The sequence below is a fragment of the Mesorhizobium sp. LNHC221B00 genome (assembly GCF_000502935.1).
Taxonomy (GTDB): Bacteria; Pseudomonadota; Alphaproteobacteria; order Rhizobiales; family Rhizobiaceae; genus Mesorhizobium; species Mesorhizobium opportunistum.
Genome location: NZ_AYWR01000007.1, coordinates 101032 through 114437 on the forward strand (window position 1 = coordinate 101032; position 13406 = coordinate 114437).

Below are 13406 nucleotides of genomic sequence, written 5' to 3' on the forward strand. Positions count from 1 at the left end.
GGAGACAACGATGACCAAGCCGAAGATTTTCGCCCATGCCGGCGAAGCTGCGTGGACGCCGACGCCGGACGGCAACAGGCGGCGCGTTCTGCTCCATACCGACGAGCTGATGTTGGTTGAGTTCGGCTTCGACAAAGGCGGCATCGGCGCCCTGCATTCGCACCCGCATGTCCAGGCAAGCTATGTCGCCGAAGGTCGCTTCGAGGTGACGATAGATGGCCAAACCGAGATCGTCGACGTCGGTGGCAGTTTCATCGTGCCATCCGGTCTGATGCACGGCGTCAAGGCACTGGAAGCAGGGCGGCTGGTCGACAGCTTCACGCCGCACAGGGCCGATTTCCTCGCCTGATCGAGCGGAATCAATACGTGCCAAAGGCGCCCGCGCCGCTTTGCTCCAGCCCATCTCGCAAAGGAAAAGCCCGCACCCCTCCGGAGAGGCGCGGGCCCGCCATTGATGGAAGTGGCCGGTGAATCGTCACTTCTTACTCGGATCTTCCGCCGGGTTGACGTAGGTGATCGCGAAGGGCCCCTCGCCATGAACCTGGACAATCGTATCGCTCGTCGTCCAAGCGAAGTGGTTCATTCCAGCCGGGGCAACGCCGAAACCGCCAGCCGTCAGTTCGATGCCGTTCGCCTCATCGAGCCTGTCACCCATTCCGATATGAAAGTTGCCGGAAATCACCGTCACATATTCCGAGGTAGGGTGGTTGTGCGCGGGAATTTTGTAGCCTGCGGGCATCTTCAGCCGCAGCACATAGATGCCGTCCTTTGACGGATCGCCGGCAACAACCGCGAACTGTGCGCCAGCTGGAAGGACGGCAGGAGCAGGACCCCATTTGATGCCGTCGGCATTCATAGGCATATCATCAGCAAGCAGGGGCGCTGTTCCAGCCAGCAGAAGTGCAAGTGTGCAGGCTAATTTCAACATCCTGGTGTCTCCATTGGTTTGCAGAAAGTCTTTTTTGCCAAGCTGGAGGTTGATAAGATCGCGCATCGGGTGATGCGGGATTAATCTGTCGAGCTGCAGCGTTCTGGAGGTGTAGCCGCCAGACTTCAGGTTCAGCAATGACTGCAACATCGGATTTACATACAGGGACGCCGGACCATGGGCCGGATCTGCTGTCGGAAATGCTGAAAGCCGTAAGGCTGACCGGCTCCGTCTTTCTGAACGCCTGCTTCAGCGCGCCGTTCGGCGTCGTGGCCCCGAAATACTATGACCCGGTCAGCCCCATGGCCTGCCTGCGCCACATAAGCATTTTCCATTTCATCGTAGCGGGCAACTGCACTTTCGAGGCCGCAAATGGCGAGCGGCGAGAAGTCACTGCTGGCGATCTGCTGTTCCTGCCATTCGCTGGCCATCACAGGTTTTGGAAGGGTGAGCCGCTGGTGATGGCTGCGGCCGGAGAAATTGTGCAGCCTGGCCGGATCGAAGGAATGTGGACCGTCAACTACGGCGGCGGCGGTGACGAATTGCGCATGATCTGCGGCTTCCTCGAGTCTTCGGAATTCCTGTTCGCGCCGGTGTTCCGCACACTTCCGGCGCTCATCGTAGAGAAGGTGTCGGAGAACAAGGTAGGCGCCCTGATCGCTTCGACGGTGCGGGAAATCGATTTGCATGTCGAGGCGGCGGCGCCGGGTTCACAGGCGATGCTTGGAAGACTCATGGAGCTTCTGTTCGTCGAACTGCTGAGGCGCCATGTTGCCCGGCTTCCACCCGGCTCAAAGGGTTGGTTCGCCGCGCTGAACGATCCGATTGTCGGGAGGACGTTGCAGCTTCTCCACGCCGATCCAGCGCGCCATTGGACCGTCGGTCAGATTGCCGACAAGGTTGGCTCATCGCGCACGATCGTTGCGGAGCGGTTCAACGCGCTGCTCGGCCGCCCGCCGATCGAATACCTGACGGGTTGGAGGATTCAACTGGCTGGCGAGCGCCTGCGTTTCGGCCATGAAAGTCTCGCAAGTATCGCTGCCGGCGTGGGGTATCAATCCGAGGCCGCATTCAGTCGCGCCTTCAAACGCGTCACCGGGATCACACCAGGAAAATGGCGAGAACGGACCGGCCGCCGTGCGGGTCTTGCCTTAGAATCCGCTTCGCCTTAGGCCGTTTCGAGGCGATCATCGATGGCAGGACAGAAATCCTCGAGACCGCCAGCGGCGGAAGCGGGCCGGCTTGGCGACGGTTTTTCAAAAATGAAAACCCGCGCCCCAAGGAGCGCGGGTTTGTTGCCTGGGCGCTTGTGGCGCCGCGGTACTCAAGACATCACCGCAGGATTGGGAACCTGCCGAATGATGGTGAATATAAACTTAATGCGCGGAGATCACGGCGTTTGATCAGGTGATCCGCCGAAGCAGGGCGAAAAGTCGTTCGAACGTCTTGCCGTAGGGCGGGCGCAGCAGGGCGCCCGCGCTCAGGCGCGACTGCAGGAAGACCGGTTTCTCCTTGCTGAAGGTGCGGAAACCCCATTGCCCGTGATAAGCACCCATGCCGCTGGCGCCGACACCGCCGAAGGGCTGGTTCTCCTGCACCAGATGCAGCATGCAGTCGTTGATGGTGACACCACCGGCGACGGTCTCGCGCAGGATGCGCTGGCGGTTGCCGCTGTCGCGCCCGAACCAGTAGAGCGCCAACGGGCGGTCGGCCCGGTTCACGTGGTCGATCGCCTCGTCGATGGTGGCGTATTCGACGATCGGCAGCACCGGCCCGAAAATCTCCTCGCGCATCAGCCGCAGGTCCGGGCTGGCGTTGCTGACCAGTGTCGGCAGAAGCTTGCGGCTGGTGCCGAGATCTTCGCCGGCCGGGTTGATTTCGGTGACATCGGCGCCGGCATCGCGGGCCTCGGCGATCATGTCGCGCAGGCGCTGGTAATGCCGGTCGCTGATGATGGCGGTGTAGTCGGGGTTGTCGCGCAAAGAGGGGTAGAGCCGCGCGATCGCCGTTGCGAGCCTGGCGGCGACCGTGCCCGCCTGTCCCCTGGGCACCAGCAGATAGTCCGGCGCGATGCAGGTCTGTCCGGCATTCAAAAGCTTGCCGTAGGCGATGCTGGACGCCGCAGCGTCGAGGTCGCAGGACGGATCGAAGATCGCCGGCGACTTGCCGCCGAGTTCGAGCGTGACCGGGGTCAGGTTGGCGGCGGCCGCGATCGCCACCTGCCGGCCGACCGCGGTCGAGCCGGTGAACAGCAGATGATCGAACGGCATCGACACGAATGCCTTGCCCATTTCGGCATCGCCGGTGATGACGCTGAGCTCATCGGGTGCGAAATGCTCGCCGGCGAGTTTGGCGAGCAGCTCCGAGAAAGCAGGTGTCAGTTCGGACGGCTTGACCAGCACGCGGTTGCCGGCGGCAAGGGCTGCGGTCACTGGCGCGACGGCAAGTTGAAAAGGATAATTCCAGGGCGAGACGATGCCGACGACACCGAGCGGCTGCGCAACGAGGCGGTTCTTGCCCGGCAGGAACGGCAAGGTGGTGGCGACACGGCGCTCCCGCATCCAGCCTTTCAGGTGGGACAGGGCGTGGCGGATACCGGCACGCACGACAAACAGTTCGGCAAGGCGCGTCTCATGCGTCGAGCGGCCGCCAAAGTCGATGTCGATCGCCGCGCAGATGTCGGCCTCATGCCGCTCGGTCAGCGCCAGCAGGCGTTTCAGGCGGTCCTCGCGGACGTCGATGTCGGGAAAGGGCTGCTTCTCGAAGGCGGCACGCTGCAGCTGGAACCGCTCGCCGAGGATGTCCTGTCTCACCTGCAGCATCGTGCCCTCCCTGGCTCGCCTGACCAAGCTTACATCCTAGCGCGTGAAGGAATCCAGCGGGGTGCAGGTGTCGCAGGGGAAGGTGTTCGTGACTGATCGTTGCTGGGGACAACCCTGAAGCTCTTGCGTGCAGATACAATCTAATGCATCCTATGCGAGAACAAGCGAGGTTACCATGAGCTGCAGATGAGTCGTTTGGACGACGCCTCAGTCGATATGCTGCATGGGCGCGCAACGGACAAAGATTGCGGACAGACCAGGGGGCGGATATGAACGCAAAACATCACATGCTGGCGGTGGCCGTCATTTTCTTTGTGACGGGTGCGATCGGGATTATCTCCTCAATCGCTCTGCTGATGTTTGGGCAGTCACCGAATATCGTCAGCGCCATCTCGAGTGTGGCCTATGTCATCGGCGCGTACTACTTCCTGAAGGGATCGCGACCCGCGAAAATTTTCCTTGCAGCGATGGCTGGCCTCGCGACCCTGCTCGAGGGAGTGCTTGGAATAGCTGTCGTCGCCTATGGCCAAATGGCGTTCGGGCTGCTTATTCTGCTGCTGGCGGCACTCACCGCTTATTGCTTCTACATGCTGCAGTTCTCGAAAGCCCTCAATGCCGAGTTCGATCGCCGATCCGAGGCTTATCGGTTGAAGAAGGAAAAGGCGGCTCGGCGCTTCTATGAAGAGCTGGAGCAAGGCGGCAGCCGGGAATGATGCCAGCGGCTGCGGGCGGCCTGCAAACTATCATCGCAAGGCAATTGTCGTTGCAGGCCTATGTGTGCGCGCGTTGCATGATAATGGTGCGCTCTTCGCCGTGGTAGCTGTCGCGCACGGCCCTGAAGCCCAGCCTGGCGTAGAAGGCTTCGGCCGTAAGGGACGAAGGGACGGTCAGCACTTTCACCCCGCCTTTTCGTGGGCCAGTTCGATCTCGGCCATCAGTCACCTGCCAACGCCTTGTCCCTGGACATCGGGACCGACGAACACAGTTCTGATCACCTCTCCATCGAGGCTGGCGGTTCCGACGATGCGGCTGGCGATCATGGCGACAAAGACGTCACGCTTGCCCATCAATTCCAGCACGGCGGACGGGCTGAAGCTCGGCTCCACTCGCGCGATGATCCCAGGCGAATAATCCCTGGCATTGCTCTCCCGCAAAGAGCGCAAGATCACCGCGCTGATGTCGGCGGCATCGCTTTCCCGGGCAACGCGAACCTTGCACGTCATGACGGCTTATGGCGGCTTTCCACGGACTGTCTCCGTCCCTTGTAAACAAGGCGAGGCCGGCTTCTCAGCCATGCGGTCTCGCGGGTTCCTGCGAAGGGGCGTTGTGGTTGCCTGACGGCTGCGCTACTCCAGGGCATCGAAAGGAGAGCATCTTGACCAGTTTCCACATCCTCTCCAATCCCCGAAAAATCGCTCCCCGCCCGGTGTCCGCCTGATGCCGGCACAGGCAGCGAGCATGCGGGCCGAGGATCCCAAGCGGCGTGTCCTGAAGGACGTGTTCGGCTTCGACGATTTCCGGCCCGGCCAGGCCGATGTCATGGACGCGCTGCTCGGCGGGCGCCATGTGCTGGCCGTCATGCCGACGGGGGCGGGCAAGTCGCTTTGCTACCAGGTGCCGGCGCTGGTCCTGGGCGGGCTCACCATCGTCGTTTCGCCGTTGGTTGCGCTGATGCAGGATCAGGTCGCCGCCTTGCGGCTGGCAGGCGTCGCCGCCGACACGATCAATTCCTCGCTCGACCGCGATGCCAATGTCGCGGCCTGGCGCCGCGTGGCTTCGGGCCAGACGCGGCTGCTCTACCTGGCGCCGGAGCGGCTGATGACCGAGCGCATGCTCGAGGCGCTCTCGCGGCTCGATGTCAGCCTGATCGCGATCGACGAGGCGCATTGCATTTCGCAATGGGGCCCGGCGTTCCGGCGCGAATATGAGGATTTGTCGCGGCTGCGCGGCATTTTTGCGAAAGTGCCGATCATCGCCGTGACGGCGACCGCGGATGAGAGCACGCGCACCGACATCGCCGTCCGGCTGTTCGCCGAGCGTGTCGAAACGCTGGTACTGGGTTTCGACCGGCCCAACATCAAGCTCGCCATCGCGGCCAAGCAGGACAGCAAGCGCCAGCTGCTCAACTTCATCGAGCGGCATCCCGGCCGCAGCGGCATCGTCTATTGCCTGTCGCGCAAGAAGACGGAGGAAATGGCGGCTTTCCTGGAGAAGAACGGCGTCACCGCGCTCGCCTATCATGCCGGCATGAGCAAGGATGCGCGCGAAGCGAACCAAAACGCCTTCATGACGCTCTCGGGTGTCGTCATGGTGGCGACCATCGCCTTCGGCATGGGCATCGACAAGCCCGATGTCGCCTATGTCTTCCACACCGATATGCCGGGCAGCCTCGAAGCCTATTATCAGGAGATCGGCCGCGCCGGCCGCGACGGGCGGGAGGCCGAGGCGCATATGCTGTTCGGCCTTGGCGACATCCGCATGCGCCGGCTGTTCATCGACGACGAGGATGCGTCGCCCGAGCACAAGAGGCGCTCGCATCGCCGGCTCGACACGCTGATCGGCTATTGCGAGACGGCGCAATGCCGCCGCCAGGTGCTGCTCGGCTATTTCGGCGAGGAAGCCCAGCCTTGCGGCAATTGCGACAATTGCCTCGACCAGGTGCCGCGCGCCGATGGCGCCGCCGAGGCGCGCATCATCCTGGCCGCGGTCGCGCAGAGCGGCGAACGCTTCGGCGCCGCCCATGTCATCGACATCCTGACCGGACATGAAACCGAGAAGGTGCTGGCCAGGGGTCATGAGAGGCTTGCCAGCTTCGGCAGCGGCGTGGCGCACAAGAAGGATTTCTGGATGTCGCTGATCCGCCAGCTTGTCGCTGGCGGTTTCCTGGAACCGGACCCGAGCGGCCATGGCGGCCTCGCCATCGCCGAGAAGGGTCATGCGCTCGGCCGGGGCGAGGTGGCGTTCCACTACCGCGTCGAGGTGCGCGTCCGAGCCTTGCGCAAGATGCGAGCGGCCGAGGGTTCGGGAGCCGAAGGCCTCGATGCTTCGTTGCTTGCCACGCTCAAATCCGTGCGGCTGCGATTGGCGAAGGAACGCCAGGTGCCGGCCTATGTGGTGTTTTCCGATCGCACGCTGATCGACATGGCCGAACGTTGCCCGCGCGATCTCCACGCCTTCGCCGAAGTGAATGGCGTGGGGGCGGCGAAGCTCAAGGAGTTCGGCCAGGCTTTTCTCGCGGCAATCGCGGCGCACCAGTCCGATGGGTCGGCCTGAGGACCTTACCATGCCGGCATTACATCTATGCCGACAGGCCGCCATCGCCGTGAGTCTAGCAAATCGATCACGCCGAACTGGAAGGTCTGACAACCCCGGCGATGCGGATAGCGACTGCATCAAGTCCGCCCTCGTAAATTCTCGTCAGGACGTGTTCGGCAGCTTCGGCCCTTTGGGCAGTGCACCCGAGAAGGTCGCCACCGCCTGACCGTGCCGCCCGATTGGCGGCGCAATCCCAACCCTCCACGAACCGTCGCATTCAATGTGACAGTAGAATCTGTGCGGGCGATTTTCCATGCAAGCTATACCCCCAGCTTGGCCTTTAGGATCTAATCCATGAAGGTCGTTAATGGGGCGGTGGCCGGCAACGCGTCGCAGACAGCCGGCGGACTGGAGAAAGGCGGCCGGTGCCAAGGGGTGGGAGCCATGGGGTTTTGGCGCCGGCCAAGCGGACAATCAGATCCTCCGCGCCTGCAGACATGACGGATTCAAAGAGCGAGCGTTATGGCGTGATCACGGACTGCTCGCTGGCAGAGCCAGGACCAACAAAAGCAGGACGGCGGTCGAGAGGGCAAGCGGCGGTGTCGATGGTTATCGCTTGCAGCCACAATATTCACTTGCGCTAATATAAAAGTGACGTAACGTCATGCCCCAGCATCTTGGGGATGCGCAACCATGGGGAAGTACGATGCGAGTGCCTATATTTTGCGTTGCGATTGTAATCGCTGCGACTGGTGTCGCTGTGGCCAAGGAGAAAAAGGTGGTGGTCAGTGACGCCGCGGCCCTGTGCTCTGCCAAGCATTCGGCCAAGAAGCCGGTGCCGGAGCTGGACTGCAGTTTGACTGGTACGGCCAAATTGCCGGATGCAGCAACGCCGGAAAAACCGCGCCTCGGATACGAGACCAATCCCTGGATTGTCGTCGGATTTTAGTGCGGGATTGATCGAGCGACGGCAGCAAATCCGCGTCAGTGACAAGCGCCACGCCATTTTGCGTGATCGCCAGGCAAGCGGCGACTATGTGAAATCGGTTACGGAAGACCGGTACCGGGCACTCTACACAGCCGCATGGAGAACATGCCGCTCGTGACGGTCGCCTTCGTATCAGTGCTCGGCATGGCGGTTCCAGGGCCGGATGTCGTGCTGGCCATCACCAACGGCTCACGTTACGGCGTCAGGAACGCCTTCATTGCCATGGCCGGCGTGGTGCTTTCCGACTTCGTCCTCATCTGCATGGTTGGGCTCGGCTTCGGCGCGCTTCTTCTGGCGTCGGAACTCTATCTCTCCGCGCTCAGGATGGTTGGCGCCGGGTACCTGCTTTTCGTCGCGGTCCGCACGCTCCGCCTCACCGGCGCGTCCCGACCTGCAATCGATCCCGCCATTCTCCAAAAGACCCAGTCGACCAAGGCCCTCATTCTGCGTTGCTTCGTGGTGGCGGTCACGAACCCCGAGGCCTGGCTGTTTTTCCCCGCCATCCTGCCACCCTTTGTCGACATCAATGAGCCGATTGCGATGCAATATGCCGTTCTGGCCATCATCATCGCAGTGGCGGATGTCTTGGTGCTGATGCTCTACGCGACCCTTGGCTCGCGGGCGGTCAAGCTCCTGGCCGGCCCCAACGCCGTGTGGATCGATCGATTCTATGGTCTTGCCTTGCTCGTTCTTTCGAGCGTTCTCATCCTGCAGGCCTTGGGTCATCTTTGAGGTGGCTCCGAGGCGACGCTGTGGAATGGCGGAGAGGGAGACCGCCAAACCCCTGTTCACCACTGACTTCGTTTGTTCAATATGTTCCGTCTTTTCAAGATGTTCGACGGCATCCGTGTCTTCCATTGTTCGCCAGAGTTCGCTAGCATCCCCAACTTGAGTTGGGGATAAAGTTAGGGACCGGCAATGGCGCGACCGCTAAATAAGCTGACTGATACCGAATGCAAGGCTGTGTCGAAGCCTGGCCGACACGGCGACGGCGGCGGCCTTTATCTCGATGTGAAATCGACTGGCGCAAAGTCGTGGGTGTATCTCTGGACGACAAACATAGTGAAGGACGGGAAGTCCGCGCGACGATTTAAGGAAATGGGGCTCGGCGCTTATCCGGCGGTCAAACTCGCTACGGCGCGCAAGCTCGCGGCCGAACATCGAGAGGCGGTTGCCCATGGCCGCGACCCGATCGCCGAACGCCGGAAGGAAACGGAGCCCACGTTCGGCGAGTGCGTCGAAAAGTTCCTAGGCTCGATGGAAAGCCAGTGGCGCAATACGAAACACCGCGCCCAGTGGCGAATGACATTGACCGAGTATGCAGCGTCGATCGCAGACATGAAGGTTTCAACGATCACAACCGATGACGTGTTGAAGGCTCTCAATCCCATATGGCAATCGAAGCCGGAGACGGCGAGCCGCCTTCGCGGCCGGATTGAGCGCGTACTCACCTTTGCAAAGGGCAAGGGATGGCGATCCGGAGAAAACCCGGCCACGTGGCGCGGCCACTTGGACGGCGTCCTGCCGGTCCGTAACAAGCTCACGCGTGGCCATCATAAGGCGATGCGTTATGTCGATGTTCCCCACTTCGTACAGCGGTTGCGGGGTCTCGACGCCATGTCCGCGAGGGCTTTGGAGTTTCTCATCCTTACAGCTGCGCGCTCGGGCGAAGTACTGGAAGCCACATGGAACGAGTTTAGTCTCGAAGCTGGTCTTTGGATCGTCCCGGCCGACCGCATGAAGGCAGGAAAGGAACACCGCGTACCCCTGTCGAAGCCCGCGCTCGCAATTGTGAAGGCGCTCAAGGAAGTGCGCATTTCAGACTACGTTTTCCCCGGCCATATCAAAGACAGGCCGCTTTCCAACATGGCATTCGCCAAACTTATGGAGCGGATGAAAGTCGATGACGTGACGCCGCACGGTTTCCGCTCCGCCTTTCGCGACTGGGTCGGCGATGCGACAGCCTTCCCTCGCGACGTTGCGGAACAGGCGTTGGCCCACCGGGTTGGTGACGCCACGGAGCGGGCCTACCGGCGGGGCGATGCGCTCGAAAAGCGTCGAAAGCTCATGGATGCATGGGCCAGTTACTGCACCGTGGTTCGGAGCGGGAACGTCGTGAAGTTAGAGAGCAAGAAGAGCGCATGATCCAGGTGTTCGAAGGGAATTGCGGCGGCCGGATGGATATCCTCAATACAGAGGAACAAGTGCAAGCCGCTATCGCGCGGCGCCGGGCGAACGTGCGCGCCGCATGTGAGATCGTCATCGAAGAGAATGATCCAGGCGATTTGCGTGCTGTCGAGGGCGCGAAGGCTACCCTTGCTGAACTCGATCGGACCGAGGGTCGATCGGCAAGATGACAAGATGCTTCCGAAACCAAGCGTTTACTCGCTTTCCGGCCGTCAATATTTTTGTCCACAGACATGACTATTCGCTGGAGCGGAAATCCTACGTGTATGAAATTCAACCGATTTTTCTAGTAGAATGGCCTATATATAGCCCAGCACATCTAGCAAATGTCCCTGACAAAATATTTTGTTCCCGAACAGAAATAGAACCAACCTTTTTGTCGTGATGTACCCCGATATACTGTGACGGTGATTTGCGGACGATCGTGCACGAAGGCGCGATTCCCGCTTCAACGACGCAATCTTGATGGGGTAAAACGTGAACTTATTCGAAGCCTATGCAGACCGTGCCGTGCTAACCGTCCAGGAGGCGGCACGATGGGGCGGTGTTTGCCGGACCAAGCTGTACGGAGAGATCAGCTCTGGCCGCCTTCGTCCGACGAAGATCGGGCGGAAGACTGTCTTCCGGAAGGAAGACCTGTTGATGTGGCGCGATGGCCTGCCGCGTGGGGGCAGTCATGCAGCCTGATAAGTCACAGATCACCGAAGTTGCTCTCGCCTCGATCGTTGCGGTGAAGAATGGCCGTCGCGAGGAAAGCGAAAATTATCCGGCCGTTGTTGCAAAGCTCAATTCCGGCTGGCGTGTCATTGAGTGCAGGGACGGCATCCAATGGATTTTGCAGCGGCTAGCGGGAAAGAGGCATGGACAGCCGCGATGGGAGGGGCGGAGCTATTGCCGGAGCCGCCAAGCGCTCTTGCGCTTCGTCCATAGCTGCTGCGGTCCAGTCGATGTCGCCGGGCTCGCTTTGGTCGAGACCTTACCCGACTGGGCCGGCGGACAGGCATGAAGAGATGCTATCTAGATCCCATGGCAGCCTAGCATGGGACGTTCCAACCACATTGACGGGCTATTTGCCAGGATTGGACAGCGCGACTTCCGGGGGCAGGCGTTCCAAAGCCTTTCGCTGCTCGCGGTAAAGGCTTTCTTCGAGCTGGACATTAGCTACTGGGAAAGCGGCCGCATCAACCCAGTCGCGATCCCCTGCCGGCAACTCGCGGATCGACTTGGGTGCAAGAGGCAGGCCGCCGCGACCGCGCTACGAGAGTTGGTTGAACTCGGCTTCCTCGCAATTGACCGGCCTGGCACGCTTAAAGGCTCAAAGAGCACGCGTNTACGAGAGTTGGTTGAACTCGGCTTCCTCGCAATTGACCGGCCTGGCACGCTTAAAGGCTCAAAGAGCACGCGTTGCAGTGTGTATAGGCGGACATGGCAAGCCACAAATGATGGGCGGAAACCATCGTTTGATTTCAGGCGTCGGGCCCAAAATTTCAATCAGACCGACGGCTCAACGTCCGTGGGGACGGACAACACGTCCGCCCTGCCGGACAAAACGTCCAATCTCGCGGACGTTTGAGCGACCGGGCCAGTAACCCGGCAGCCAGAAATCTTAAAGGAAGCCAAGGGGTTGTCGAAGACGCGGAAAAATCGGTCTCGGCGGCGCAGACACACGTAATTCTAACTGTTTAAATGTATGTACTACCTAACGGATGGCGGCGGGGACGCAGCCTACTAGCGGATCATTGGGAGGAGATTTCGCGTCAGCGACCGCGCGGTATCATGAGGCCCGCGTCTACCAGAACTTCGGCCCAAGTTCCGTGAACTGGCGCGCGAGATCGGCACCGTCGATTCCGAAGAGCCTTTGAACGCGGCGATTAGGAAAGTGGCAAAGACGCCGCCGCTGAAGGATCACAAGCCAGAAAAGAAAGGCGGCGGGAAGTCGAAACCGCCCGCCGCCCCCTAGACTACGAGTTCAGCCGACGAAGGGCTTCGGCGCGACTACCGGGGTGGAGTTTCCCGGTGTTGACTTCCGAGATGCGGCCACCGTTGGTGTCGTATCGAGCCGCGATGCGGCTCTGCTTCTCACCGTTAATCAGCTCAATCTGAACTGCAACAGCGTCGTCAAACGTGAGCCTGTAGCAAGGCTCGTCTGCTTTGATAGCCATGATGGCTATTCCTTTCGAAATAGCCGGCAAGGGCTTGACTTGCGCCACGAACGCGACAATTGTCCCGTCGTGGTCCACAAATTTCCGCCCTCACCGGCGGTTACATCCAAGGCCGGTTCAGTCTGATCACTGAACCGGTCTTATCTATTTGCGACGACGAATCGCCCCAAATAAACAGGTCAAGCTTCTGGGAGTGACGCAGCGGAGTCAACGCAGACTCGGCAGCTTCACATATGAATTCGTTCGGTTTTCGTTCTTTTCGGGGGTAAACGCCATTCCCCTACGGCTGGGTAGGGACTTCAGTCTCAATTGAGCAACCGCTAATATGCCTATAACTTAGGCAGTGCGGGGGACGATCCCAAAGAGCTATCCCGCAATGGCCGGTGCGGTTGCGCCCCAAAGCAAACCCCCAACCGCACCGGCCATTCTTTTGGGTCTACGGCTGGGTAGCGCCTGCCTCCGTACGTTTTCAGACCGAGCATCGACGGATGCAACCGCCCCCCTACCTTCGTGTTCTTACGCGGTAACTCGCGAGGGTTCTCTATGGATGATAGCGAGAAGAGGACGACCGGGCCGGAGATTGCACTGATCTCACGGCTGGTCAGAGAGGCCGGGATTACCGAAGGTCAAGCCCGCGAACTGATAGTGTTCCTAGGGAACAATTGGGCATCGCTGGTACGTGAAGCGAGGCTGTTGAGAAAATCGGCCCGCACATGGTAGCGCATAGCTGCGGCGTCTCTGACTTCCATACGGAGGCGGGCAAGTTCATCTAGCAAGGCACGCATAACGGCCCGCTGGTGCGCTAGGCTGGCACGTAGGGCACGCGCTAGCTCGATCTCGTTGAAGGCATCGGTAAGGGGAAATTTCATCCCCCATGTAGCATGTCTTTTTGCCTATGTCCTAATGGCCGGCCTGTCGAGGATCATATTCCTGTAATCTGGCCGGGTCTGTCAGATATGTAATCGCCCTGAATTTTAGGTTTTTAGTCTGTGCTATTTTTCGGCCCGCCCGCTCGCGTTTGCCATTCAGATCAATGTGTTATGCGAAGGCTGGGAGGGGCTGGA

13 protein-coding genes are annotated in these 13406 nt (G+C 60.5%); 8 read left to right on the forward strand and 5 right to left on the reverse strand.

Annotated features, from left to right (window positions below; translation table 11 throughout):
* Window positions 1-10 precede the first annotated feature (10 nt).
* Window positions 11-349 (forward strand): cupin domain-containing protein, encoded by a 339-nt coding sequence (locus tag X741_RS154915; protein ID WP_023777584.1) that lies wholly within the window; start codon window positions 11-13, stop codon window positions 347-349.
* Window positions 350-475: 126 nt separating this feature from the next.
* Here X741_RS154915 and X741_RS154910 read toward each other — a convergent pair whose 3' ends face one another.
* Entirely contained in the window at window positions 476-1078 is a 603-nt protein-coding gene (locus X741_RS154910) for a cupin domain-containing protein (protein WP_245272692.1), read from the reverse strand.
* Between X741_RS154910 and X741_RS154905 the strand changes: the two genes are divergently transcribed.
* Window positions 1066-2100 carry an AraC family transcriptional regulator gene (locus tag X741_RS154905; protein WP_023777586.1) on the forward strand — a complete coding sequence of 345 codons (1035 nt, stop codon included), beginning with the start codon at window positions 1066-1068 and terminating at the stop codon, window positions 2098-2100. The two genes, X741_RS154910 and X741_RS154905, sit on opposite strands and share 13 nt — an antisense overlap.
* Window positions 2101-2331: 231 nt before the next feature.
* Here X741_RS154905 and X741_RS154900 read toward each other — a convergent pair whose 3' ends face one another.
* A complete protein-coding gene (locus tag X741_RS154900; RefSeq protein WP_023777587.1) occupies window positions 2332-3750 on the reverse strand; it encodes a coniferyl aldehyde dehydrogenase in 1419 nt (472 codons plus the stop codon).
* A gap of 269 nt (window positions 3751-4019) precedes the next feature.
* On the opposite strand from X741_RS154900, the gene X741_RS154895 reads away from it, so the two are divergent.
* Window positions 4020-4463 carry a hypothetical protein gene (locus X741_RS154895; RefSeq protein ID WP_023777588.1) on the forward strand — a complete coding sequence of 148 codons (444 nt, stop codon included), beginning with the start codon at window positions 4020-4022 and terminating at the stop codon, window positions 4461-4463.
* A 58-nt stretch (window positions 4464-4521) separates the two neighbouring features.
* Here the strand turns inward: X741_RS154895 and X741_RS1000000171450 are convergent, their stop codons facing one another.
* Together X741_RS1000000171450 and X741_RS1000000170845 are read right to left on the reverse strand one after the other, a co-directional pair.
* Entirely contained in the window at window positions 4522-4644 is a 123-nt protein-coding gene (locus X741_RS1000000171450) for a hypothetical protein (protein WP_280940334.1), read from the reverse strand.
* Between the two features lie 44 nt (window positions 4645-4688).
* A complete protein-coding gene (locus X741_RS1000000170845; RefSeq protein ID WP_245272693.1) occupies window positions 4689-4973 on the reverse strand; it encodes a hypothetical protein in 285 nt (94 codons plus the stop codon).
* A 214-nt stretch (window positions 4974-5187) separates the two neighbouring features.
* Between X741_RS1000000170845 and recQ the strand changes: the two genes are divergently transcribed.
* From recQ to X741_RS154870, 5 genes are all read left to right on the forward strand, one after another.
* Window positions 5188-7023 carry a DNA helicase RecQ gene (gene recQ / locus X741_RS154890; RefSeq protein WP_023777589.1) on the forward strand — a complete coding sequence of 612 codons (1836 nt, stop codon included), beginning with the start codon at window positions 5188-5190 and terminating at the stop codon, window positions 7021-7023.
* Window positions 7024-7765: 742 nt separating this feature from the next.
* Window positions 7766-7954 (forward strand): hypothetical protein, encoded by a 189-nt coding sequence (locus X741_RS154885; RefSeq protein ID WP_023777590.1) that lies wholly within the window; start codon window positions 7766-7768, stop codon window positions 7952-7954.
* A gap of 144 nt (window positions 7955-8098) precedes the next feature.
* On the forward strand, window positions 8099-8725 hold the full coding sequence (locus X741_RS154880) for a LysE family translocator (RefSeq protein WP_198023954.1): 627 nt from the start codon (window positions 8099-8101) through the stop codon (window positions 8723-8725).
* A gap of 186 nt (window positions 8726-8911) precedes the next feature.
* On the forward strand, window positions 8912-10138 hold the full coding sequence (locus tag X741_RS154875) for an integrase arm-type DNA-binding domain-containing protein (protein WP_023777592.1): 1227 nt from the start codon (window positions 8912-8914) through the stop codon (window positions 10136-10138).
* The gene (locus X741_RS154870; RefSeq protein WP_031249982.1) at window positions 10135-10350 is read left to right on the forward strand and encodes a hypothetical protein; all 216 of its coding nucleotides are present in this window, start codon (window positions 10135-10137) and stop codon (window positions 10348-10350) included. Before X741_RS154875 ends, X741_RS154870 begins: the two co-directional genes overlap by 4 nt.
* A gap of 1791 nt (window positions 10351-12141) precedes the next feature.
* On the opposite strand, the gene X741_RS0134480 is transcribed toward X741_RS154870, so the two are convergent.
* On the reverse strand, window positions 12142-12342 hold the full coding sequence (locus X741_RS0134480; RefSeq protein WP_031249984.1) for a hypothetical protein: 201 nt from the start codon (window positions 12340-12342) through the stop codon (window positions 12142-12144).
* Window positions 12343-13406 lie beyond the last annotated feature (1064 nt).